Genomic DNA, 24,081 nt, shown 5'->3' with positions numbered 1-24,081 from the left:
AGATTGTAGGTATAAAATGAAAATTGCGGTTTTTGGTGCAACTTTACATGCCGGAGTAATGGCAGCATTGTTGGCTGAGTATGGTAATCAGGTATTTTGGTGTACCAGCCCTGCCTGTGAGGAACAAGCTTGTATCTTGACGTTTCAAGATAAAGAAGTAAATTCCTATTTAGATAAACAACGCCAAGCTGGTTTTTTAGAAGAATGTTCTTTTTCAGCAATTCCGTTAGACGCTGAAGTTTATTTATTCTGTTATAGTCCAACGCAATTGCAGCTTGCTTTAAATACAGTAGAAAAACTTAGCCAGCGTCCAATTATTCATCCTCGTTTAATGATTAATGGTTCAACTTTTGGCTTACAAGGAACCCAAAAACTTAAACAGTATTTACCAAAAGATGAGTGGGTGTATTTTCCTGATGTAATCCAGGAAGGCAATGCTATCAATAGTGTCCTTAATGTAAAACATGTAATCGTTGGCGCAGAAACTGAATATGCATGCGATATTATGCGCGAATTATTACGACCGTTTTTCCGTTTTAGTTATCAATATCTTTTTATGCCAATACTAGACGCGGAGTTTACCAAGCTGAGCATTTCGGGCATGTTGGCAACGCGCGTTAGTTATATGAATGACTTGGCTGTAGTTGCGGAAAAATTGGGTATTGATATTGCCAATGTTAAACATGGTATTGCAGCAGATACACGTATTGGTGCAGCGTATTTATCCGCTGGTGCGGGGTTTGGTGGCGAAAACTTTTCTCATGATATTCTGACTTTATCGAGTACTGTATCAAAAACTGGGATAAAAAGTCGATTGTTAGAACAGGTTTGGGAAATTAATGAGCAACAAAAAGAAATTTTATTCCGTAAATTATGGAATTATTATCATTGTGATTTAAATGGAAAAACCGTTGCAATTTGGGGGGCGGCCTTTAAGGAAAATACCTCAAGTACACATAATTCGCCAATTCATGTCTTGTTAACGGCGTTGTGGGCGCAGGGGGTAAGAGTGCGTTTACATGACCCACTAGCGTTAAATGAAATTGAAAAAAAATATGGCAAACGTGATGATTTAATATTATGCGCTGATCAATATGATGCAGTTAATGGCGCTCATGCGCTTTGTTTAGTGACGGCATGGAAGCAATATTGGGGGCCAGATTTTAAACGGTTACAACAAAACATGAAACATCCACTCATTTTGGATGGGCGTAATATTTATGACCCTGCATATGTCAAGGCCCGAGGTTTTGCATATGAAGGAGTAGGTCGTTTATGAGTAAAAATATAGAGCAATTCCCAAAAGAAAAGCTGCCAAGCTCAATGCTGATGTCACAGTTAAAGTTATTAGGGAAACAGTATGAACATCTTCACTTAAATGAGTTGTTTGCTGCGGAGCCAGAACGTTTTCAGAAGTATTCCGTTCATTTTGATCAACTTCTTTTTGATTATAGTAAACATCGTGTAAATCAAACTGTTTTAGATCAGTTGGTGACTTTGGCTAATGCCAAGCAATTAAAACCATGGATTGAACGTTTATTTTCACAAGAAAAAGTAAACTGTACAGAGCAACGTGCAGCGATGCATTGGGCATTACGTTTACCAGAGGGACATGCACAGTTTCCTGAACTGACCAAACAAGTTCATTTACAGCTTGAACGAATGTATGCGTTGGTTGAAAAAATCCATGCTGGACAATATCGTGGTGCAACTGGTGAAGTTATTCAGGATGTAGTAAATATTGGAGTAGGTGGGTCCGACTTGGGGCCACTTATGGTAACTCATGCATTGTCTGACTTTAAAGTGCAAACAGAAAAGCCTTTAAATGTACATTTTGTTTCAACAATGGATGGTAGTCAGCTTTCTGAAAAGCTACATAGACTACGCCCAGAAACAACATTATTTATTATTTCCTCTAAGTCATTTGGTACGATTGACACGTTATCAAATGCACATACAGCTCGTCAGTGGTTAGAAAAAGCATTAGGGGAATGTACTCGTGTATTGAAGAGTCATTTTATTGGAGTATCGACCAAAGCTAATAAAATGACCGAATGGGGAATTGCTCCTGAAAACCAGTTATTGCTGTGGGACTGGGTAGGAGGGCGTTACTCACTATGGTCTTGTATTGGGTTACCAATTGCTTTATTGATCGGTGTAGATGGTTTTAAACAGCTTTTAGCTGGTGCTCACGCTGTTGATGAACATTTCCAACAAGCACCATTTGAGCGGAATATACCAGTTCTAATGGCATTATTGGGGATCTGGAATAATAATTTCTTAAATATGCAAACTCATGCAGTTTTACCTTACGATGGCCGTTTGAAATATTTTGCTGCTTATTTGCAGCAGCTTGAAATGGAGTCTAACGGTAAATCAGTACAACGTGATGGTCAAAAAGTTGAATTAGATACATGTCCTATAGTTTGGGGTGAAGTTGGTCCAAATGCACAGCACGCATTTTACCAGTTATTACACCAAGGATCATTCTCGGTAACTTGTGATTTTATTGCTCCAATCCACCGATATAATGCAGACCATTTTACATATGCTGATAGTGCTGAAGCATTGGTTGAGCAGCATCATTTAGCTTTGTCCAACTGTTTGGCTCAGTCGAGATTACTTGCATTTGGTAATCAGGCGCTGAATACTGCTGAGTTAGAAACTTTGCCAATTTATAAACAGTATGAAGGTAATCAGCCAAGCTCAACATTGTTACTTCAAGAGCTTAACCCTTATAGCTTAGGTATGCTCATTGCTCTGTATGAGCATAAAGTATTTGTCCAGTCAGTGATATGGAACATTAACCCATTCGATCAATGGGGAGTTGAAAAAGGGAAGCAAATTGCTGATCAGCTTTTACCAATTTTAAATCGTAAGCAAAGCGATTTATCAGCATTTGATGCCTCGACACGTGGTTTGTTGAAAATTTTGTTAGGGAAAAGCGAATAAATAATAAAGATGAATATTGGGTTATTATAATAAATGATATATCAATATTCTAACCTATTTAAAAAGGCTTCTCGATATGACGAGAAGCCTTTTTCGTGGCTGTACTGTGATTGATCAAAAATAGTATAAGCACCTGAATCATGATTTATTGGATGGCACTAATCTTACTTATGGGATGTTTTAGAAGTGATAAAAAATAGGAGGACTATAGTGTCCTCCTATTCTATTTGTATGACTTAAACTAAGACTGAATCAACCTAGTCAACTCATCTACATAACGCTGCATTGGCTGAGCTTGACGGTCTGCACGACTTTCAATATTGAGACGTAATAATGGTTCAGTATTTGAAGCACGGACGTTAAAACGCCATGCGCCAAAGTCGAGGCTTACACCATCGGTACGGTCAATTTGTGGATTTTGATCGGCATAAAAATCAAAAATCTTTTGAATAGTGATCTGTGTATCAGCTACTTTAAAGTTGATTTCACCACTGCAAGGGAACTTGGTAATCATGTTTTCAACTAAGGTTGAAAGTGATTGTCCTGTTTCAGAAAGTAGGGCAATAGTGAGTAACCAAGGAATCATACCGCTGTCGCAGTAAGCAAAGTCACGGAAATAGTGATGGGCACTCATTTCGCCGCCATATACCGCATTGTGTTCACGCATCACATCTTTAATGAACGCATGACCAGATTTTGACTGTACAGCGACACCTTTGTATTCATCTACGATATCAAATGTGTTCCACACTAAACGCGGGTCATGCACAATTTTCTCGCCTGATTGCTTAATCAAGAAAGCTTGAGCCAATAGACCAACAATATAGTAGCCTTCAATGAACTGACCTTTTTCATCAAATAAGAAGCAGCGGTCAAAGTCGCCGTCCCAGGCAATTCCCATATCTGCTTTATGCTCAATTACAGCATTACGGGTACTGTCACGGTTCTCAATTAAAATTGGGTTGGGAATCCCATTTGGGAAAGTACCATCTGCTTCATGGTGAATTTTAATAAATTCAATAGGTACGTTAAGCGTTTTAAATTTTTCTTCAATGGCATCAATGACATGACCCGCAGCCCCATTACCTGCGTTTACCACCAATTTAAGGGGGCGGATTTTTACAGGTTCAATGTAGGTGATTAAGTGATCAACGAACTCAGGTAAAATGTTATAACTTTGCGTTGTACCTTTTTGACTAACTTCTTCAAAGTTATTGGTTTCTGCTAAAGCCTGAATTTCTTTTAAACCGGTATCAGCACTAATTGGACGAGCATTTTCTCGAACCAATTTCATACCGTTATAGTCCATTGGGTTATGACTCGCAGTTACTTCAATACCACCTTGTACATCTAAATGGAAAGCGGCGAAATAGACTTCTTCAGTTCCTGTCATGCCTAAATCAAGCACATTCACACCCGCATCATTTAAACCGCGGATGGTCGCTTGTTTTAAAGATTCACTGCTTAGACGAACATCACAACCTACAACCACGGTCTTTGGTTTATAGATTTGTCCATATGCGCGGCCAATTTTATAGGCGATTTCTTCATTCAATTCGGTGCCGAGTTTACCTCGGATATCATAAGCTTTAAAACACGTTAAAGTAGTCATTATTCAATTCAATACAAGTGGTTTGAGTTGTGTGCACATTATACATAGATCATGAAACAGGTATGTTTATAGTTTTTATATTCAAATTTTTCACTTCATTTCTGTAAGTCATATTTAAGTTTATAAGAAAGTATTTTTAAGACTTTAGTCTAATAAGAAAATTTCTAAATTAGAAAGAGCTTGATTTTACTTAGTACTATTGGTCTTACCAATTATGGTGACTATTTAATGATTGATCTTGCTAATATCTGCATTTATGATGTCTCCTGTGGTTTAAGGAACAACATTTGCACTTAATTTTTAATTGGTCATACCAATTGTGTTGAATGTTTAAGAATTTAAGGTACAAAAATTCGCCCCGGCATTTCAAGGAGATGACAATGCTCAATATGTGGCAACAACTTTATGACCCTTTAAATAATATTTGGCTGTCCAGTGCGGTTGCATTAATCCCGATTATTTTCTTCTTTTTAGCATTAGCAGTTTTTCGTTTAAAAGGTAGTATCGCGGGTACGGGCACAGTCATTATTGCATTATTGATTGCGCTCTTTTTCTATCAAATGCCGGGTCAAATGGCCTTTGCATCCATTATTTACGGTTTCTTCTACGGTCTATGGCCAATTTCATGGATCATTATCGGGGCAGTTTTTCTATACAAAATTTCAGTAAAAACAGGCCAGTTTGAGATTATTCGGTCAAGCATTTTGTCAATTACCGAAGACCAACGTTTGCAAATGCTATTGGTTGGTTTTGCATTTGGTACTTTCCTTGAAGGGGCGGCTGGCTTTGGTGCTCCTGTAGCAATTACTGCTGCACTCCTTGTCGGTTTAGGGTTTAAGCCACTTTATGCTGCTGGTTTATGTTTAATTGTAAATACAGCGCCAGTGGCTTTTGGTGCAATGGGTATTCCAATTATTGTGGCGGGGCAGGTGTCAGGCGTAGACACTATGGAAATTAGCCAGATGGTGGGTCGTCAGTTGCCGTTTTTAACGCTGATCGTGCTGTTCTGGATTATGGCGATTATGGACGGTTGGCGTGGTGTTAAAGAAACTTGGCCTGCGGTAGTTGTCGGTGGTGGTTCGTTTGCGATTGCTCAGTATCTCACTTCTAACTTCATTGGTCCTGAGTTACCAGATATTACCGCAGCAATTGCATCATTGGTGAGCTTAACTTTACTGTTCCGTGTTTGGAAACCAAAACATATTTTCCGTTTTGAACCTGAAGCTGGCCAAACTTTAACTCAGCAACCAACCACGGTTCAACGTTATAGCATTGGCAAAATTGCTAAGGCATGGTCTCCATTTGCAATCTTAACCGTGATGGTGACGATCTGGAGCGTTAAGCCATTTAAAGCATTATTTGCAAAAGATGGTGCTCTTGAACACTGGATTTTTAAACTTGAAGTGCCGTATTTACACAAATTGGTCGAGAAAATGCCACCGATTGTGGCAGAGATGAAGCCATACGAAGCGATTTATAAGTTTGACTGGTTCTCTGCAACAGGTACGGCAATTTTTATTGCTGCAATCATCACTGCTATTTTCTTGAAAATGAAAGCAAGTGAGGCCGTAACAACTTTTGGTGAAACACTCAATGAGTTAAAAACACCGATTTATTCAATTGGTATGGTGTTGGCTTTTGCTTTTATTGCGAACTATTCAGGTTTATCTGCAACTTTGGCTTTGGCTCTATCGCATACGGGTCATGCGTTTACTTTCTTCTCGCCATTTTTGGGTTGGCTTGGTGTGTTCCTTACAGGTTCAGATACATCTTCAAATGCTTTGTTCTCGGCACTACAGGCAACTACAGCGCAGCAAATTGGTATTCCGGAAGTATTATTGGTGGCTGCTAATACCAGTGGTGGCGTGACAGGTAAGATGATTTCTCCGCAGTCGATTGCCATTGCTTGTGCAGCGGTGGGCTTAGTTGGAAAAGAGTCTGACTTGTTCCGTTTCACGGTAAAACATAGCATCATATTCACTGTCTTTGTTGGCATCATTATTACGGTTCAGGCTTATCTTGTTCCGTGGATGATTCCATAACTCCAGTGAAGGAAACGCGATGAGAATCTCCGATCAAGTGGTCATGAAATTGCAGGCATTAATTGAAGAGCGTCACATGAAAAAAGGTGACCGCTTGCCTGCCGAGCGCCAGCTTGCAACTAGCTTAGGGGTTTCTCGTCCATCTTTGCGTGAAGCGATTCAACAGCTCAATAGTCAAGGGGTGCTCAGTAGTCGCCGCGGCGATGGGACTTATATTCAGCAGTTACCTGAACAGTGGCCACAACAACTGATTGTGAACCCGATTAGCAACCTGATTGAAGAAGATCCACTCTACCGTTTTGATGTGCAAGAGGCGCGGTTATTGCTTGAGGGTGGCACTGCTTGGTATGCCGCATTACGCTCAACGCCTGAAGATCGCGCCAAAATCCATCATTATTTTAATGAAATTAGTCGCCATCAAAATGCGGGTGACTCAGCACAGGCTGCGGTCGCGGATGCTGAATTCCACTTGGCGATTGCTGAAGCATCTCACAATGTGGTGCTGATTCAAATGATGCGAAGTCTATTTGATTTGCTGCAATACAACGTCTTGTTAGGGCGTAAAAAAGTTTATAACGACCCCGTAAATGGTGACTTGCTTAGCGAGCAGCATTTTCAGGTAATGGATGCTATTGATCGTAAAGATCCCGAGGCCGCACGCCAAGCTGTCTGCGGTCATATTGAATTTGTGATTAATCATGTGCGTTCTCTGGATGAAGATGAAGCTCGCCAGAAACGTGCAAATCGTTTAAATAGAGTTGATTCAAAATGATTATTTCTTCTGGCAATGATTATCGTGCTGCGGCACAACGTCGCTTACCACCATTTTTATTTCATTACATTGATGGTGGAGCGTATTCAGAATATACCTTAAAGCGTAACGTACAAGATTTGTCAGAAATTGCATTGCGTCAACGTGTGCTGAATGACATGTCCGCGTTAAGTTTAGAGACAAAACTGTTTAATGAAACGCTGTCGATGCCAGTTGCTTTGGCGCCTGTAGGTTTAACAGGTATGTATGCACGCCGTGGTGAAGTGCAAGCCGCAATGGCAGCCGATAAAAAGGGCATTCCATTTACGCTTTCAACAGTTTCTGTCTGTCCGATTGAAGAAGTTGCACCTGCAATTAACCGCCCAATGTGGTTCCAGCTTTATGTATTACGTGACCGTGGTTTTATGCGTAATGCTTTGGAACGTGCAAAAGCAGCAGGCTGTTCAACACTTGTGTTTACTGTAGATATGCCTGTGCCAGGGGCGCGTTACCGTGATGCCCATTCTGGTATGAGTGGGCCAAATGCTGCGATGCGCCGATATATGCAGTCAGTGTTTCATCCGCACTGGTCATGGAATGTGGGCTTAATGGGTCGTCCGCACGACTTGGGTAATATCTCTAAATATTTAGGCAAACCGACTGGGCTTGAAGATTATATTGGTTGGTTAGGCTCAAACTTTGACCCATCAATTTCATGGAAAGACCTTGAGTGGATTCGTGAATTTTGGGATGGCCCAATGGTAATTAAGGGTATTTTAGACCCTGAAGACGCCAAAGATGCTGTGCGTTTTGGTGCAGATGGGATTGTGGTATCAAATCATGGTGGTCGTCAGTTAGATGGTGTGATGTCGTCTGCTCGTGCATTGCCTGCAATTGCCGATGCCGTCAAAGGTGATTTAGCGATTTTGGCTGACTCAGGCATTCGTAATGGCCTGGATGTGGTGCGTATGTTGGCACTCGGTGCGGATACAGTTTTACTTGGCCGTGCGTTTGTGTATGCCTTGGCAGCAGCAGGTGGGCAAGGTGTGTCGAACTTGCTTGATTTAATTGATAAGGAAATGCGTGTTGCGATGACGCTTACGGGTGCTAAGTCGATTTCGGATATTAATGAGGATTGTTTAGTACAGGCGATGAAACAAGGTTTTTAAGAAATAACTTTTTAAGTGAAGCAATAAGCACAGCCTCAAAATTTGGTAACTTGCTAATGTTTTACGTATAGGCATTTGTCACTTTTGAAAGGTCAAAAGTAACCAAAAACCTTTTGTTGAGCAAACCGTACTTCCTTGTACAGTTGCTCAACAGGCGGCATCCATGCCGCCAACCACGATAGTAAATACAGGGCTGATTCACATTAGGGAATGAGCTAATTAAATTATAAATTACAAACGGTAAGATTCCGTCGTGTTGGTCTAATTTGATAAATGGATGACCAAAAGGAAACCATCATGCAAACATTTTCCCCTCAAGCAGTGATCGAACGCATACAAAATATTGTAGGGCGTTCTTATGTTTTGACCGATGACCAAAGCACGCGTCAGTACCGCCAAGGTCGTCGTTTTGGTGACGGGAAAGTGCTTGCTGTGGTGGTGCCGGGCACATTACTAGAGCAATGGCAGGTACTCCAAGCTGCGATTGACGCAGACTGTATTGTGATTATGCAGGCGGCAAATACAGGACTCACTGGTGGTTCAACCCCATATGGCGATGATTATGACCGTCCTGTTTTGGTGATGAGTACGCGCCGCTTAAAGGGCATTCAGGTCATTCATGACGGTAAGCAAGTGATCTGCTTACCGGGTGCGACCTTAGATAATTTAGAGCAAATTTTAAAGGGCTACGACCGTGAACCTCATTCGGTGATTGGTTCATCTTGTATTGGGGCATCAGTACTAGGCGGTGTTTGTAATAACTCGGGCGGTGCATTGGTACGTCGTGGACCGGCGTATACTGAACTGGCGTTATATGCTCAGGTCAATGCTGCTGGTCAATTAAAACTGGTGAACCATTTAGGGGTGAATTTAGGTTCGACACCCGAAGAAATTTTGACTCGTTTAGAGAAGCAGCAATATCAAGCCGTAGATATTCTAGATGACAGCGAAAAACAGGCATCGGACCATCGCTATGCCCACGATGTGACCCAAGTTGATGAAGATACACCTGCTCGTTTTAATGCAGACCCGTCACGTTTGTTTGAAGCATCGGGTTCGGCAGGGAAAGTTTGTGTGTTTGCCGTGCGCCTTGATACCTATGAAAAAGTAGAAAGTAATGTCTTTTATATTGGTACTAATGATGCTGATGATTTAACAGCCATTCGCCGTTATTTACTGACCTCACTGCCAAGCTTGCCGATTGCAGGTGAGTATATTCACCGAGATGCTTATTTAATTGGTGAAAAGTACGGAAAAGACACGTTCTTATTTATTGAAAAATTTGGCACAGCCAATGTTCCAAAAGCTTTTGCGATGAAAGATAAAGTCGATGGCTTTTTAGAAAGATTTAAAATTAAAGGCTTAACGGATCATATTTTACAAGCGATTACGTTCTTTTTACCGAGTCATTTGCCGAAGCGTATGACCGAATATCGAGACCGTTACGAGCACCATTTAGTACTACGCGTTGAAAATAATTCAAAAGCACAGACCGAGCAGTTTCTAAAAGAATATTTTGCGGTGCATCAGTCAGGTCACTATTTCGTATGTAGTGAAGAGGAAGGCCGAAAGGCGTTCTTGCACCGCTTTGCGATTGCGGGGGCGGCAATTCGTTATCGTGATACGCACCGTAGTGAAGTTGAAGATATTGTGGCGCTTGATATTGCTCTACGCCGTAATGACCGTGAATGGGTAGAGCAACTACCAGCCGAGATGGAAAATAAAATCATCCATAAACTTTATTATGGGCATTTCTTTTGTCATGTGTTCCATCAAGACTATATTCTTAAAAAGGGCAATGACCCGTTAGAAATGGAACACCAAATGTGGAAGTTACTCGATGCGCGCCGTGCTGAATATCCGGCAGAGCATAATGTCGGGCATCTCTACATTGCCAAACCTGCATTAGCCAATTTCTATCAAAAACTTGACCCAACCAATAGCTTTAATGTGGGTATTGGACATACCTCAAAACTGAAATATTGGGGCAAAGCTAAATCGTAATATTGAGACATAAAAAAAGGCGCCGAAGCGCCTTTTTTAATAGATGTATTATGCCGCTTCTGTTGATTTAGCAAGCACTTCTGCAACTGCTTTAGCAACAGTGTAAACATTGTTCATGTTTAAACCTGCTACACAAATACGGCCACTACGTACTAAGTAGATTGCATATTCTTCACGCAAGATATCAACTTGCTCAGCAGTTAAACCTGTGTAACTGAACATACCTTTTTGGTTTACAAGGTAGCTAAAGTCACGGTCTGGTAATGCTTTAGTCAGTTCGTCTTTCAAGATGCTACGCATTTTGATAATACGCTCACGCATCTCTTTTACTTCACCTTGCCATTGTTGGTTAAGTTCAGCGTCATTTAACACTTCATCAACTAACCAAGCGCCTGTAGTAGGAGGGCTAGAGTAAATACGGCGTACAGTCGCTTTTAACTGACCGAATGTACACTGAGCAGCTTCTGCATCGTCACATACGAAAGTTAAGCCGCCAACGCGTTCGCCATATAAAGAGAAGATTTTAGAGAAAGAGTTGCTCACAATGAAGTTTAGACCCGCTTGGTCTAAAGCACGAATTGCATACGCATCTTCTTCCATACCGTCACCAAAACCTTGGTAAGCGATGTCTAGGAATGGAATAAGGTTACGGTCTTTTAATGCTGCAATCACTTGGTCCCATTGTGCTGGGTTTAAGTCAGCACCAGTTGGGTTATGGCAGCATGGGTGCAATAACACAATGCTTTGCTCAGGCAAAGTTTTAAGTGTAGAAAGCATACCGTCAAAATCTACACCACGCGTTTCGTTATCGAAATATGGGTAGAAATGAGTTTTGATACCAGCGCCATTGAAAATCGCAACGTGGTTATCCCAAGTTGGTTGGCTTACCCAAACGTCTGAATTTGGGAAATAAGTTTTTAAAAAATCTGCACCAACTTTTAATGCACCTGAACCACCAAGTGTTTGGATGGTTACAGCACGGCCAGCTTTAACTGCCGGGCTGTTTGCACCAAATAAAAGTGCTTGAATTGCTTCACGGTAAGGTTTGAAGCCTTCCATTGGCAAATAAAGTTTGGTTTTACCGTTTTTAGGCTCAATACGCTTTTGCGCCTCGATAATGGTCTCTAACTGAGGAACAATGCTGTCTTCGTTATAATAAAGACCAATACTCAAGTTCACTTTTCCAGAACGAGTGTCAGCATTGAACTGTTCCATTAAAGAGAGAATTGGATCGCCTGCGTATGGGGGGATATGTTGAAACATCAAAAAAGTCCTTTCATTCAACAATATGCATAGTGCTGGGTTTTTTCTGTCTCGAAAAATACGCCACAACTATGTCGATGCTCAATAATGTATCAATAAAGCTACCGTGAAGCACCTGATAATTTCACTAATATCGATATTTTCTGGATGAAAATGATAAAAAGATTTAAAAGAAATTACGGTAAATAGAAACTAATTTCTAACTCATGCTTTCATTCAAGCAGATTGTCTACAATCTTGCTGTAATACATTGGTTGTAGACTAAAGTTTGAAACAAAAGATTAGAGGTCGAAAAGCAACTAAAAAAGTATCATAAATTTATAGGTAAAATAATATTAAATATCTGTTTTATAAAGACTAATTTGTAAGTGGTTTAATGCTTTAAATATAAGGTGATATAAGCGGTCAGGCTATAAAAATTGACCTGATGCGTTCTGTAAAGTGTCAACAATCACCTTGATTTTTTTCATTCATACCGCTATAAAACTCATAATTGATTAAAAATTGTCGACAATATGCAAGATTTGACCTACGCACCAGAGCCATTACAAAGTCAGGGAAGAACACTGACCGAGCATGTATTTAAACAAATACAGACGGCGATTGTTTTGGGTCAAATTCCGGCAGGTAGCAAGATTTCTGAGCCTGAGCTGGCACGCACTTATGGAATTAGCCGTGGGCCATTACGTGAAGCGATTCATCGCCTTGAAGGGCAACGTTTGGTTGAGCGTACTGCACACGTGGGTGCGCGCGTGGTTTCGCTTTCACTGCAACAGTTTAAAGAGCTTTACCAGATTCGTGCGTCTTTAGAAGGTTTGGCTTGCAAACTTGCGGCACAGCATATTGATAAAAAGCAAATTTTGGCGCTACGTGATGTATTACGTATGCATGCCGAAGATGAAAACTTTAAAGCAGGTAAGGGATATTACTTGCAAGAAGGGCAGGACGATTTTCACTACTGCATTATCAAAAGTAGTGGCAATAAAACGCTAGAAAAAATGCTATGTGATGAGCTTTATCACCTCATCCGTATGTACCGAATTCAATTTTCAAACACACCCGATCGACCTAGCAAAGCTTGGGACGAACATATCCGTATTTTAGATGCAATTGCAGAAGGTGATGGTGAACTTGCCGAGCTGCTCATGCATCGACATATCAATGCTTCTTACAAAATTATTGAGCAAACACTGCTACAAGCACAAGGAGAACATAACAATGGCTAAACAATCCGCAGGTCAGCTATTTCGCGATGCAGTAGCCCAAGAAAAGCCATTACAAGTGGTTGGAACCATCAATGCCAATCATGCACTTTTGGCAAAACGTGCAGGTTATAAAGCGATTTACTTATCAGGTGGTGGTGTAGCAGCTGGTTCTTTAGGCTTACCTGATTTGGGAATCAGTAACCTTGATGATGTGTTGACAGACGTACGCCGTATTACTGATGTATGTGATCTTCCGTTATTGGTCGATGCGGACACAGGTTTTGGTGCTTCTGCATTTAACATTGCCCGTACGACAAAAGCACTCATCAAGTTTGGTGCTGCGGCAATGCACATTGAAGACCAAGTGGGCGCAAAACGTTGTGGTCACCGTCCGAACAAAGCCATTGTGACTCAAGAAGAAATGGTTGACCGTATTAAAGCTGCGGTTGATGCGCGTGGTGATGACAGCTTCGTGATTATGGCACGTACCGACGCATTGGCAGTAGATGGCTTACAAGCTGCAATTGACCGTGCGGGTGCCTACATCGAAGCGGGCGCAGACATGTTGTTCCCTGAAGCAATTACTGAGCTTGATATGTACAAGCAATTTGCTCAGAAGACTGGCGCACCGATTTTAGCAAACATCACAGAGTTTGGTTCTACACCACTGTTTACCACTGAAGAGTTAGCATCTGCCGATGTAAGCCTTGCGCTTTATCCGCTTTCTGCTTTCCGTGCCATGAACAAGGCAGCCGAAACTGTGTATGAAACCTTACGTAAAGAAGGCACGCAAAAGAACGTGATTGATATTATGCAAACGCGTAAAGAGCTATATGAACGCATTAATTACTATGCGTTTGAAGACTACTTAGACAACGCATTTGCTAAAAAGAAGTAATAAATTAAAAAGTTGATTAATTGGAATCTGATACTCGGAGGCGTCATCTGCAACTGTTTGAGGCAGGACTACATTTTTTAAAATTGATTCTGCGATAGATAGGATATTCGATGGTTGTGGACGAGTTTTGCAGATGACAATCGTTTTGCCTACTTTTCCCGAAAAAAAAGTAGGTCGAACCGAAGGTTAATCCTGAAATAAGAAGTGAAAATGGTACGACTCCGTCGTGCTTAATAAATAAATTCAGATAGATAGGAAAGGACAATCTTATGAGCTCAAATGAAACAACAACAGGCTTCAAACCAAAAAAATCAGTTGCACTTAGCGGACAAGTTGCAGGCAACACAGCACTTTGTACCGTAGGACGTAGCGGTAACGACTTGCACTACCGTGGCTATGACATTCTTGACCTTGCAGCAGGTAGCCAGTTTGAAGAAGTTGCTCACTTGCTCGTACATGGCAAATTACCAAACAAAGCTGAACTCAAAGCCTATAAAGCAAAATTAAAAGCACTTCGTGGCTTACCAGCAGCGCTTAAAACAGCACTTGAACAATTACCACCGTCTGCACACCCAATGGACGTGATGCGTACAGGTGTTTCAGTGCTAGGTTGTTTAACACCAGAACACGAAGACCACAACGAAGCGGGCGCAAAAGACATTGCTGATAAATTAATGGCATGCCTAGGCTCAATGCTGCTTTATTGGTATCACTTCAGCAATAACGGTCGTCGTATTGAAGTTGAAACAGATGACGACTCAATTGCAGCGCATTTCTTACATTTGCTTCATGGCGAAAAACCATCTGAAGAATGGATTCAAGCAATGCATACCTCTCTTATTTTGTATGCTGAGCATGAGTTCAACGCATCTACATTTACCTCACGTGTGGTTGCAGGTACAGGTTCTGACATGTACTCGGCAATTACAGGCGGTATTGGTGCACTTCGCGGACCTAAGCACGGTGGTGCAAACGAAGTTGCATTCGTGATTCAACAACGTTACGACAACGCAGACGAAGCAGAAGCTGACATCCGTAAACGTGTTGAAAATAAAGAAGTTGTGATCGGTTTTGGTCACCCTGTCTATACAGTTTCTGACCCACGTAACGAAGTGATCAAGAAAGTTGCGCACGACTTGGCACAAGCGCAAGAAAACACCAAAATGTACCTCATCGCTGAGCGTTTAGAAGCAGTGATGAAAGAAGTGAAAAACATGTTCCCGAACCTCGACTGGTTCAGTGCGGTGAGCTATCACTTGATGGGTGTTCCAACTGCAATGTTTACACCGTTATTCGTAATTGCACGTACAGCAGGTTGGTCAGCGCACGTGATTGAACAACGCCAAGATGGCAAAATCATTCGTCCAAGCGCGAACTACACAGGCCCTGAAAACCTCGAATTTAAACCATTGGCGGAGCGTGGTTAATGAACACAAAATACCGTAAACCGCTGGCAGGAACCCAGCTTGAATATTACGACGTGCGTCAGGCCGTTGAAGATATTCAGCCAGGCGCATACGAAAAACTGCCTTACACCTCTAAAGTACTCGCTGAGCAATTGGTACGCCGTGCCGATGCCGAGAACTTAACTGCTTATTTAACACAGTTGATTGAACGCCGTCAGGACTTGGACTTTCCTTGGTATCCTGCGCGCGTAGTGTGTCATGACATCTTGGGTCAAACTGCTTTGGTTGACCTTGCAGGTTTACGTGATGCGATTGCTGACAAAGGCGGTGACCCATCTAAAGTCAACCCAGTTGTGCCGACTCAGCTGATTGTTGACCACTCTTTAGCGGTGGAATACGGTGGTGCTGACCCAGACGCTTTTGCAAAAAACCGTGCTGTTGAAGACCGCCGTAACGAAGACCGTTTCCACTTTATTGAGTGGACCAAAACAGCATTTAAAAATGTCGATGTGATCCCTGCGGGGAACGGCATTATGCACCAGATTAACCTAGAGAAAATGTCTCCGGTGATTCAGGCGCGTGATGGCGTAGCATTCCCAGACACATGCGTAGGTACAGACTCACACACGCCACATACAGACGCTTTAGGCGTAATTTCTGTGGGTGTTGGTGGCTTAGAAGCTGAAAACGTAATGTTAGGCCGTGCATCTTGGATGCGTCTGCCAGACATTATTGGTGTTGAGTTTGTAGGTCAGCGTCAGGCAGGCATTACTGCAACGGATATCGTACTTGCTTTAACTGAATTCTTGCGTAAAGAGCGCGTAGTGGGTGCTTACCTTGAGTTCTTTGGTGAAGGTGCTGACAGCATGTCTGTGGGCGACCGTGCAACCATTTCGAACATGACTCCAGAATATGGTGCTACGGCTGCGATGTTCTACATCGACCAAAACACAATCGACTACTTACGCCTAACAGGCCGTGAAGATACTCAAGTGGCATTGGTTGAACAGTACGCAAAAGAAATCGGCCTTTGGGCATCTGACATGACCAAAGCAGAGTACCCACGTGTACTTCGTTTTGACCTATCGACAGTCACACGTAACATTGCTGGCCCATCAAACCCACATGCACGTGTTTCAACTGCCGACCTAAAAGAGAAAGGCATTGCGGGTGTCGTTGAAAACCGTTCTGATGGCTTAATGCCAGATGGTGCAATCATTATTGCTGCCATTACTTCATGTACCAATACTTCTAACCCACGTAACACTGTGGCGGCAGGTTTATTGGCACGTAAGGCAAATGAGCTAGGTTTAGTTCGTAAACCTTGGGTGAAATCATCATTTGCACCGGGTTCAAAAGCAGCTGCACTTTACCTTGAAGAAGCAGGCGTTCTAAAAGACTTAGAGCAACTTGGTTTTGGTATTGTGGCTTATGCTTGTACAACGTGTAACGGTATGTCGGGTGCGTTAGATCCGGTTATTCAACAAGAAATTATTGACCGTGACTTGTACGCAACAGCAGTACTGTCTGGTAACCGTAACTTCGATGGCCGTATCCATCCATATGCAAAACAGGCGTTCTTGGCATCTCCACCATTAGTTGTGGCATATGCAATTGCAGGTACGATCCGTTTCGACATCGAAAAAGATGCGTTAGGTCATGACAAAGACGGTAACCCGATTTACCTCAAAGACATCTGGCCATCTGATGCTGAAATTGATGCGCTAGTTAAAGAAGCTGTGAAGCCTGAACAGTTCCGTAAAGTCTACATTCCAATGTTTGACTTGGGCGAAGTTGAGCAAGCGAAGAGCCCACTTTACGACTGGCGTCCGCAAAGTACTTACATCCGCCGTCCACCATATTGGGAAGGGGCGTTGGCTGCACCACGTACTTTGGCGAACATGCGTCCACTTGCGATTTTGGGTGACAACATCACCACTGACCACTTGTCGCCTTCAAATGCGATTTTGATGGACTCGGCTGCGGGTGAATACCTTCACAAAATGGGCGTACCAGAAGAAGACTTCAACTCATACGCAACGCACCGTGGTGACCATTTGACTGCACAACGTGCAACATTTGCCAACCCGAAACTGTATAACGAAATGGTGGTTCGCTCAGACGGCACCATTAAGCAAGGTTCAAAAGCGCGTGTAGAGCCAGAAGGCGAAGTAATGCGTATGTGGGAAGCGATTGAAACCTACATGAACCGTAAGCAACCGTTAATTATTATTGCGGGTGCTGACTACGGTCAGGGTTCAAGCCGTGACTGGGCTGCAAAAGGTGTACGCCTTGCTGGTGTTGAAGCGATTGTGGCAGAAGGTTTTGAGCGTATTCACCGTACCAACTTGGTGGGTATGGGCGTGTTACCACTTGAGTTTAAACCGGGTGTAAACCGCAAGACGTTAAAACTAGATGGCACAGAGCTTTATAGCGTGATTGGTAATATCGCGCCGCGTTCGACTTTAACTTTAGTGATTGAACGTGCTACAGCGGATGGTAAAGAAGAGATTCTTGAAGTGCCTGTGACTTGCCGTTTAGATACAGAAGAAGAAGTTTCTGTATATGAAGCGGGCGGTGTATTACAGCGTTTTGCGCAAGACTTTTTAGAAGGCCAAGTGGCTTAATTTAGTCTATAGCTGATTGAAAATTATTCAAAAGAACCCTATCTTGATGATGGGGTTTTTTTATAGCTTATATTTGAGTGTATATGCGAGATTTAGGACAATTAGGTGAAAGCACCTTTGCAATGTGGTGTGCTCAAGTTGGATTAATTGCTAATGGTTCGGCAATTGATAAAACAGGATGGGACTACTATGTAGAATTCCCAATATCTTCAAATATAACTACTCATGAATTACATAAATCAGCTTTTGAATGTAAAGTTCAAGTTAAAGCAACAGATAAAAAGGATAGAAAACTCGCTATTACAGTATCAAATCTTAGACGGATGGCAACTGTGCAAATGCCAGCATTTTACGTTTTTCTAGAATTTGATGGGAAGAATGAAGCACAAAATGCATTTGTTTTACATATAGATAATGAGTTGGTTTATAAAATTCTTAAAAGAGTTCATCAAATAGAACAAAGTGAAAAAAATAAGGATTTAAATAAAAAGACAATTACTCTTACTTATAGTGAACAGCACAGACTTGAAAAATTAGATGGGGAAAATCTAAAACAAAATTTGTTGAAATATATCGGTGAAAACTATTCTGATTACATAGCTAGTAAAAATAAATATTTACAAGAGTGTGGTTTTGAGGATGGGTATGGAACAGTTCAATTTTCCCTTGAAGGTGAAGAGGGTATTCAGAGAATCATTGATGTTTCTTTAGGATTAGAAGAGGATTTAGATGTCCAAAACTTAGTTAATATTGAAAAGCGATTTGGTATCCCATCTAAAAAGTCGAATTTTGAAATACCTAAAGCAAAACTAAGTTTGAGTGTGCAACCACCAAAAAAAGGAAAAATTAGATTTAAAGAAGATAGTCTCTCTACTGGCTTAGTTTTTGATATAGATTTTTATAACTCACCTTTTAGTTTTAATGAGTTTAGGAAATTTTCAAAATTTCGAGTTGTTGGCGATTTCTTTGATATGACTTTTGAGCCATATAAAAAACAATCTAATTATAAGTTTAACTTAGGTGACGATAGGAGATTTGAGTTAAAGAAACTAAAAGATGCTATTGGCTTAATTGAATTGATGAGCAGAGATAACCAAGAATTCATTATTGAACTAATCATAGAAAATTTTGAAACTGTAGTTTCTTCATCTAAAAGTAAATTTATAAAAAGAGAGCTAAGTATATTTGATGATCTATTGAACAAGGCATTAGAAATATGTTTTCAAAGCAAAATTTATGATGAAATATTTATTTCTATTCAGGAGTTATATAATTATAGAGAAGAAATTGAACAGTTCCATACTATAATTACTAAAACAAATAAGTGTGATTTTAGAGTCGAGTGTGAGGTAGACAGTAATCACATATTCGAATTTGAGAAAACAAGTTCGACTTCGGCTATATTTTGCAGATTAGGTAGTCATGCCATAGGAGCAATTCTAACAATTATTGGTAAACCTGAGAAAATATCAAAAAATAAATTTAGGATTGATAAAGGTGAACTAATGATAGATAGAACTCTTATATTTACTCGAAGTAATGAAAATATTAATGAAGAAATTAGTAGAGTAATACAAAATACGATAAGTAAATATGCAGATGAATACGATGTTTTCTATAACTGGGATACAGATGTTGTATAAAATAAAAACATAAAAAAAGCCCGACATCCTGTCGGGCTTTTTCGTATTTGGTTGCTAGATATGACTCCTGTCGTATCTCACGCTCCTGGTGCTTGAACCTATTATTGTTGTTTTGTGTTCCGGAACATCCTGTTCCTGTATGAGTTCATATTAGAAAAAAAGCAGAGGATAGCCAATCGGCTAAATCCCTAAATCTATGTAAGATAAATCGTACAAATAACATTTTTTGCATTTATGCCATCATCATCGGGCGAAATGGACAATTGACATTCACTTTAAGTGGGTTATATTCCTGTTTAATATATATACGATTATAGGAATGTAATCATGGTAACAGCTGGCGAAAAACCCGGAACAGGCTTCTACTTCTGTGCTCAGTGCGGACATAGAGTGTTTTTAGAAATTAATACCGACCCTTTACCACCTTGCACGAAATGCTACTGCACGCAATTTAAACGTTAAGAATGAAATAATATTTGCGTTCGCATTTAACAAAAAGCCCTGTCACCTGATGGGGCTTTTTTGTTAATTTAAAAATAAGACTTACATAACAAGACCCGTGATGGGCATGAAAAGGAAACCGTTATGGAAACAATATTGGGTTTATGTATTGGCTTGGGGCTGAGCGCTGCCTGCGGTTTTCGCGTGTTTGTGCCGCTACTGGTTATGAGCATTGCAACCATGATGGGATGGTTTGAACCATCAAAAGGTTTTGAATGGTTAGCTCTGCCATCGGTGTGTTTAGCTTTAGGTGTGGCAACGGTGTGTGAAGTTGCAGCCTACTATATTCCGTGGGTCGATAATGCCTTAGACACAGTCGCGACTCCTGCGGCGATGATTGCGGGTACATTAGCGACAATGGCGGTGAGTAGCGGAGAAATGTCTCAGTTTGCCAGTTGGGCGGCAGCGATTATTGTGGGCGGTGGTACGGCAGGGGTGGGGCAAATGAGTACCGTTGCTGCACGCGGGGTTTCAACTGCAACTACGGGTGGTTTAGGGAATTTTGTCGTTGCGACAGGTGAGTGGATTGGAGCGATCTTACTTTCGGTTTCGGCCATGTTAGTGCCTGCACTTGTTGCGGTAGTAGTGCTGATTGCGATTATTTTAGCGGTACGTTGGATCCGCCATAAAAAGCAAGAACAGGCGCATAGTCCTCTATAGGCTTAGCATAAACATATTTTTAAACAGCAATAAAAAAAGCCCAACATCCTGTTGGGCTTTTTCGTATTTGGGTACTAGATATGACTCCTGTCGTATCTCACGCTCCTGGTGCTTGAACCTATTATTGTTGTTTTATGTTCCGGAACATCCTGTTCCTGTATGAACTCATCATAGGAAAAAAGAAGGAAGTCGCCAATCCGCAAAATCCCTAAAAGTTTGTAGGATAAAACGTACATTGAAACATGGTGTGAGGCGTTTTGTAGTTACAGAGGGGGCTTACTTTTATACCTAATCATTTAAGATGTTGAGAAGTATAAGAGTTGCTATTGATAACAATATGTTATGTTTAAGTTTGGTTGTAAAAAGAACAATTTTATCGGGAGTAATCAATAAATGACCGTTATGTTGGTAAAACCTCATTTAAGGTTTAAAGAGAGCTATAACAACTATATTAATGAATTGGCAGATGAAGATCGTCACCCTTTGACAACGGAGTTTGACCATACAAATTTTGAATCATTTTTGAATAAACTGAGAGATTATGAAAATGGGGAATCCCTAGAAGAAGGGCATGTTCCCAACATTACATATTGGTTAGTAGAGGATAATGAAATTATTGGCGCGTCTAACTTGCGACTTAAACTCAATGAACAGATTGAATATTGTGGTGGACATATTGGTTTAGGTATTCGTCCTTCTAAACGTGGACAGAATTTTGGCTCGAAATTGTTAGAGCTTACAATTCAGGAGGCATGGAAGCTAGGCCTAACGGAGTTACATATACATTGTTATAAATCTAATTTAGCTTCTGCAAAAACTATTCAAGCAAACAATGGTCGTCTTGATTCCGAAATTACTCTCAACCAAGTAGTTCAAAGGTATGTTGTGCATAAAACAATATAAGAATTTTCTTTAAGTTGTTTTTAAATGAACATAAAAAAAGCCCGACATCCTGTCGAGCTTTTTCGTATTTGGTTGCTAGATATGACTCCTGTCGTATCTCACGCTCCTGGTGCATGAACCTATTATTGTTGTTTTGTGTTCCGGAACATCCTGTTCCTGTATGAGTTCATATTAGGAAAAAAGCAGGGTGTCGCCAATCCGCAAAATCCTTAAAAGCTTGTAGGAAAAAACGTACAAGATCGCTTTCGATATATATTATTTTGAATTCAACTTTAGGCCCCTGTGCCGCAACAGACTTTAATCTTTTGCGCTGATTTAAAGTAATAAACCATTGCAACACAGAGATAAAGAGCTAAGCCAAACGCTTAGCCCAGACTACTTTTGTCACACCGCTGCATGACGCTAAAGAAAGTAGGGGCAAAGTCCCGTGGGAGAACAGGACTTTGCAAACTGACATGTTTAAGCTGCTGCATGAGCTTAGGGGAGTAGGTTTGTTCAAGTCGCTGATAAATACATCCACAACTGGTCTTAGTGTGTCCACCCGACAGGCAAATTTTTTCAAACTCCTGCTGAGTATGTAAGTTACAACCCGAAATTCCCAAGCTCGCTACAACCAAACTTAAAGCCATAATAGATTTATAAATTGTCATATTATTCTCATAATGATTTATATCTATGAGTAGAATAAAAATATAATTTGTTTTAAGGCTTAAAATAATTTTTGGGTAATAGTTAATCCTCCAATGTATGTAGGAAAATAAAATAATTAAATTTTTAAAATAAAAATAATTTATAAATTTAAAAACTAGGCAATAAAAAACCTAAATTTTAAATAAATAAAATGATTAAGCAGGAGAGGGAATAAGTTTGAAAAGTGTCATGGTCAACTCCTTATAATTTATGGAGTCCTACCACCAGATTACCGCGAATTAATTTATGGTGGTAGAACGAAAGGGGGTTGACAGACTGGACTCGTAGAACCAGCACGCACGGGGCGTCCCCCTCCCGTCCTGAACTGCACCCCATAAGTTAGACTTTTAAAACTTATGAGGTGTGCTCTATGCCAATTCCGAAGCATTCAAAAGAGTTAAAATTAAAAGTCATTCAAGCTTATTTAGAGGGAAGTAAAGGATATAAAATCCTTTCACAAGAATTTAATGTAGATCTCCAAACCATCCGCTTATGGATTGAAAACTATAAGGCACAAGGTGAAGATGGCCTGAATGTTAAAACTAAAAAAACCTACACTCTTCCGAATTTAAAATCAAGGCTGTACAAATGCTTCTTGATAAGATACCGGTAAGAGAAGTTAGAAGACGGTTAAATCTGAGCGGGACGTCAATTTTAAGAAGGTGGCTAGCTCAGTATCATAAAGAAGGGATTGCTGGGTTTAATACCACGAGGATTTATACCAATATGCTTAAACAAGATAAAACTAAAATAACCAAGTCTGTAAAAGATGACAAAGATAAATCTCAGCAGGAGCTCATTGATGAAGTGACCGCTTTACGAGCAGAGGTTGCCTTTTTAAAAAAGCTAAAAGCCTTAAAACTGAAGCAACGTACCTAAATTCAATTTCTACTGCAGACAGTGTTCAAGTTATTTCAGAATTAAGGCAAATTTATCCATTAAAGCTCTTACTCAGTATTGCCAAGATCGCTCGTAGTACTTATTTCTATCACATGAAAGCTGTACGCTCTAAGGATAAATATACTGAGTTAAAACAGCAGATCAAGTCCATATATCACAAGCATAAGGGATGCTATGGCTATCGTAGAATTACTCTTGCTCTGAAAAGTACAGGAATAATAATCAACCATAAATGTGTATATCGTCTTATGAAAACTATGGGACTTAAATCACGTATCAGAGCACTAAAATATCGCTCATATAAAAGTGGTTGTGTCGGGATGGTGGCCGATAACATTATGCAACGGCAATTTAAAGCGAACCGTCCCAACCAGAAATGGGCAACTGATGTGACGGAATTTAATGTTAACGGTGAAAAACTTTATCTATCACCAATTATAGATTTATTTAATGGGGAAATTATTACCTTCCGGATCCAACGTAAACTCAATTATGAGTTAGTGAAAGATATGCTCATTCATGCTTTAGCTAAACTTAAGCGACATGAGAAACCAATTCTCCATTCAGATCAAGGATGGCAATATCAAATGGCTCATTATCAACAGCAATTAAAGCAACATGGTTTAATTCAAAGTATGTCTCGTAAAGGAAATTGCTTAGATAATGCTGTAATAGAAAGCTTCTTTGGAATATTAAAATCGGAGTGCTTTCATGGTGAAAAATTTCAATCAACTGATGAGTTAGAGAAAACTATACGAGAGTACATTCATTATTATAATCATGAGAGAATCAAGGTGAAGCTACAAGGTTTATCCCCTGTACAATATAGAAACCAGTTTTTAAAAACTGCTTAAC

18 protein-coding genes and 2 pseudogenes are annotated in these 24,081 nt (G+C 40.5%); 16 read left to right on the top strand and 4 right to left on the bottom strand.

Annotated elements, in window-relative coordinates:
- Positions 1-16: 16 nt before the first annotated feature.
- Both J655_RS19220 and pgi read left to right on the top strand, forming a co-directional pair.
- Positions 17-1,279, top strand: a complete 1,263-nt coding sequence (locus J655_RS19220; RefSeq protein ID WP_002120822.1) for a nucleotide sugar dehydrogenase — start codon at positions 17-19, stop codon at positions 1,277-1,279.
- Positions 1,276-2,952: a glucose-6-phosphate isomerase gene (gene pgi, locus J655_RS19215; RefSeq protein ID WP_005071823.1), complete on the top strand. Its 1,677-nt coding sequence runs from the start codon at positions 1,276-1,278 to the stop codon at positions 2,950-2,952. Before J655_RS19220 ends, pgi begins: the two co-directional genes overlap by 4 nt.
- Before the next feature lie 241 nt (positions 2,953-3,193).
- On the opposite strand, the gene J655_RS19210 is transcribed toward pgi, so the two are convergent.
- Positions 3,194-4,564 carry a phosphomannomutase/phosphoglucomutase gene (locus tag J655_RS19210; RefSeq protein ID WP_016802479.1) on the bottom strand — a complete coding sequence of 457 codons (1,371 nt, stop codon included), beginning with the start codon at positions 4,562-4,564 and terminating at the stop codon, positions 3,194-3,196.
- A 374-nt stretch (positions 4,565-4,938) separates the two neighbouring features.
- Between J655_RS19210 and lldP the strand changes: the two genes are divergently transcribed.
- From lldP to dld, 4 genes are all read left to right on the top strand, one after another.
- Positions 4,939-6,606 carry an L-lactate permease gene (gene lldP, locus J655_RS19205; RefSeq protein WP_171073670.1) on the top strand — a complete coding sequence of 556 codons (1,668 nt, stop codon included), beginning with the start codon at positions 4,939-4,941 and terminating at the stop codon, positions 6,604-6,606.
- A 19-nt stretch (positions 6,607-6,625) separates the two neighbouring features.
- Positions 6,626-7,378 carry a transcriptional regulator LldR gene (lldR, locus tag J655_RS19200; protein ID WP_002120807.1) on the top strand — a complete coding sequence of 251 codons (753 nt, stop codon included), beginning with the start codon at positions 6,626-6,628 and terminating at the stop codon, positions 7,376-7,378.
- Positions 7,375-8,526, top strand: coding sequence for an FMN-dependent L-lactate dehydrogenase LldD (gene lldD, locus J655_RS19195; RefSeq protein ID WP_032052778.1), 1,152 nt, complete (start codon positions 7,375-7,377; stop codon positions 8,524-8,526). Before lldR ends, lldD begins: the two co-directional genes overlap by 4 nt.
- A 297-nt stretch (positions 8,527-8,823) precedes the next feature.
- Entirely contained in the window at positions 8,824-10,530 is a 1,707-nt protein-coding gene (gene dld / locus J655_RS19190; protein ID WP_032052777.1) for a D-lactate dehydrogenase, read from the top strand.
- Between the two features lie 48 nt (positions 10,531-10,578).
- Here dld and J655_RS19185 read toward each other — a convergent pair whose 3' ends face one another.
- Together J655_RS19185 and J655_RS24755 are read right to left on the bottom strand one after the other, a co-directional pair.
- Positions 10,579-11,793, bottom strand: a complete 1,215-nt coding sequence (locus J655_RS19185; RefSeq protein ID WP_005079597.1) for an aromatic amino acid transaminase — start codon at positions 11,791-11,793, stop codon at positions 10,579-10,581.
- Positions 11,794-12,128: 335 nt separating this feature from the next.
- Positions 12,129-12,263, bottom strand: a pseudogene (locus tag J655_RS24755) (hypothetical protein).
- Positions 12,264-12,308: 45 nt separating this feature from the next.
- Between J655_RS24755 and J655_RS19180 the strand changes: the two are divergent.
- The 8 genes from J655_RS19180 to J655_RS19150 all read left to right on the top strand — a co-directional run bounded on the left by J655_RS19180 (position 12,309) and on the right by J655_RS19150 (position 21,636).
- Positions 12,309-13,019 carry a GntR family transcriptional regulator gene (locus J655_RS19180; RefSeq protein ID WP_002050495.1) on the top strand — a complete coding sequence of 237 codons (711 nt, stop codon included), beginning with the start codon at positions 12,309-12,311 and terminating at the stop codon, positions 13,017-13,019.
- Positions 13,012-13,896 (top strand): methylisocitrate lyase, encoded by an 885-nt coding sequence (gene prpB / locus J655_RS19175; protein ID WP_005071840.1) that lies wholly within the window; start codon positions 13,012-13,014, stop codon positions 13,894-13,896. Before J655_RS19180 ends, prpB begins: the two co-directional genes overlap by 8 nt.
- Before the next feature lie 269 nt (positions 13,897-14,165).
- A complete protein-coding gene (prpC, locus tag J655_RS19170) occupies positions 14,166-15,323 on the top strand; it encodes a 2-methylcitrate synthase (RefSeq protein ID WP_005079594.1) in 1,158 nt (385 codons plus the stop codon).
- Entirely contained in the window at positions 15,323-17,929 is a 2,607-nt protein-coding gene (acnD, locus tag J655_RS19165) for a Fe/S-dependent 2-methylisocitrate dehydratase AcnD (RefSeq protein WP_005804797.1), read from the top strand. The genes prpC and acnD overlap by 1 nt, the downstream gene beginning before the upstream one ends.
- Before the next feature lie 83 nt (positions 17,930-18,012).
- Positions 18,013-19,572: a DUF4365 domain-containing protein gene (locus tag J655_RS19160; protein WP_005804796.1), complete on the top strand. Its 1,560-nt coding sequence runs from the start codon at positions 18,013-18,015 to the stop codon at positions 19,570-19,572.
- A 327-nt stretch (positions 19,573-19,899) separates the two neighbouring features.
- On the top strand, positions 19,900-20,034 hold the full coding sequence (locus J655_RS25420) for a zinc ribbon-containing protein (protein WP_001983336.1): 135 nt from the start codon (positions 19,900-19,902) through the stop codon (positions 20,032-20,034).
- A 123-nt stretch (positions 20,035-20,157) separates the two neighbouring features.
- Positions 20,158-20,733 (top strand): DUF4126 domain-containing protein, encoded by a 576-nt coding sequence (locus J655_RS19155; RefSeq protein ID WP_032052776.1) that lies wholly within the window; start codon positions 20,158-20,160, stop codon positions 20,731-20,733.
- A gap of 393 nt (positions 20,734-21,126) precedes the next feature.
- Positions 21,127-21,636: a GNAT family N-acetyltransferase gene (locus J655_RS19150; protein WP_005079583.1), complete on the top strand. Its 510-nt coding sequence runs from the start codon at positions 21,127-21,129 to the stop codon at positions 21,634-21,636.
- A gap of 365 nt (positions 21,637-22,001) precedes the next feature.
- On the opposite strand, the gene J655_RS19145 is transcribed toward J655_RS19150, so the two are convergent.
- Positions 22,002-22,286 (bottom strand): hypothetical protein, encoded by a 285-nt coding sequence (locus J655_RS19145; RefSeq protein ID WP_005079581.1) that lies wholly within the window; start codon positions 22,284-22,286, stop codon positions 22,002-22,004.
- Between the two features lie 410 nt (positions 22,287-22,696).
- Between J655_RS19145 and J655_RS0104695 the strand changes: the two are divergent.
- Positions 22,697-23,205 (top strand): annotated as a pseudogene (locus J655_RS0104695) (transposase).
- A 5-nt stretch (positions 23,206-23,210) separates the two neighbouring features.
- Positions 23,211-24,080 carry an IS3 family transposase gene (locus J655_RS19140; protein WP_106405999.1) on the top strand — a complete coding sequence of 290 codons (870 nt, stop codon included), beginning with the start codon at positions 23,211-23,213 and terminating at the stop codon, positions 24,078-24,080.
- Position 24,081 lies beyond the last annotated feature (1 nt).

It is taken from the genome of Acinetobacter sp. 1294243 (assembly GCF_000588015.1).
GTDB lineage: Bacteria > Pseudomonadota > Gammaproteobacteria > Pseudomonadales > Moraxellaceae > Acinetobacter > Acinetobacter pittii.
This window is presented reverse-complemented; position numbering and strand designations above follow the sequence as displayed.

Excerpts from the sequence above, each read along its gene's own strand:
- J655_RS19220 (WP_002120822.1), top strand. The coding sequence starts at position 17 with ATGAAAATTGCGGTTTTTGGTGCAACTTTACATGCCGGAGTAATGGCA.
- pgi (WP_005071823.1), top strand. The coding sequence starts at position 1,276 with ATGAGTAAAAATATAGAGCAATTCCCAAAAGAAAAGCTGCCAAGCTCA.
- J655_RS19210 (WP_016802479.1), bottom strand. The coding sequence starts at position 4,564 with ATGACTACTTTAACGTGTTTTAAAGCTTATGATATCCGAGGTAAACTC.
- lldP (WP_171073670.1), top strand. The coding sequence starts at position 4,939 with ATGACAATGCTCAATATGTGGCAACAACTTTATGACCCTTTAAATAAT.
- lldR (WP_002120807.1), top strand. The coding sequence starts at position 6,626 with ATGAGAATCTCCGATCAAGTGGTCATGAAATTGCAGGCATTAATTGAA.
- lldD (WP_032052778.1), top strand. The coding sequence starts at position 7,375 with ATGATTATTTCTTCTGGCAATGATTATCGTGCTGCGGCACAACGTCGC.
- dld (WP_032052777.1), top strand. The coding sequence starts at position 8,824 with ATGCAAACATTTTCCCCTCAAGCAGTGATCGAACGCATACAAAATATT.
- J655_RS19185 (WP_005079597.1), bottom strand. The coding sequence starts at position 11,793 with ATGTTTCAACATATCCCCCCATACGCAGGCGATCCAATTCTCTCTTTA.
- J655_RS19180 (WP_002050495.1), top strand. The coding sequence starts at position 12,309 with ATGCAAGATTTGACCTACGCACCAGAGCCATTACAAAGTCAGGGAAGA.
- prpB (WP_005071840.1), top strand. The coding sequence starts at position 13,012 with ATGGCTAAACAATCCGCAGGTCAGCTATTTCGCGATGCAGTAGCCCAA.
- prpC (WP_005079594.1), top strand. The coding sequence starts at position 14,166 with ATGAGCTCAAATGAAACAACAACAGGCTTCAAACCAAAAAAATCAGTT.
- acnD (WP_005804797.1), top strand. The coding sequence starts at position 15,323 with ATGAACACAAAATACCGTAAACCGCTGGCAGGAACCCAGCTTGAATAT.
- J655_RS19160 (WP_005804796.1), top strand. The coding sequence starts at position 18,013 with ATGCGAGATTTAGGACAATTAGGTGAAAGCACCTTTGCAATGTGGTGT.
- J655_RS25420 (WP_001983336.1), top strand. The coding sequence starts at position 19,900 with ATGGTAACAGCTGGCGAAAAACCCGGAACAGGCTTCTACTTCTGTGCT.
- J655_RS19155 (WP_032052776.1), top strand. The coding sequence starts at position 20,158 with ATGGAAACAATATTGGGTTTATGTATTGGCTTGGGGCTGAGCGCTGCC.
- J655_RS19150 (WP_005079583.1), top strand. The coding sequence starts at position 21,127 with ATGACCGTTATGTTGGTAAAACCTCATTTAAGGTTTAAAGAGAGCTAT.
- J655_RS19145 (WP_005079581.1), bottom strand. The coding sequence starts at position 22,286 with ATGACAATTTATAAATCTATTATGGCTTTAAGTTTGGTTGTAGCGAGC.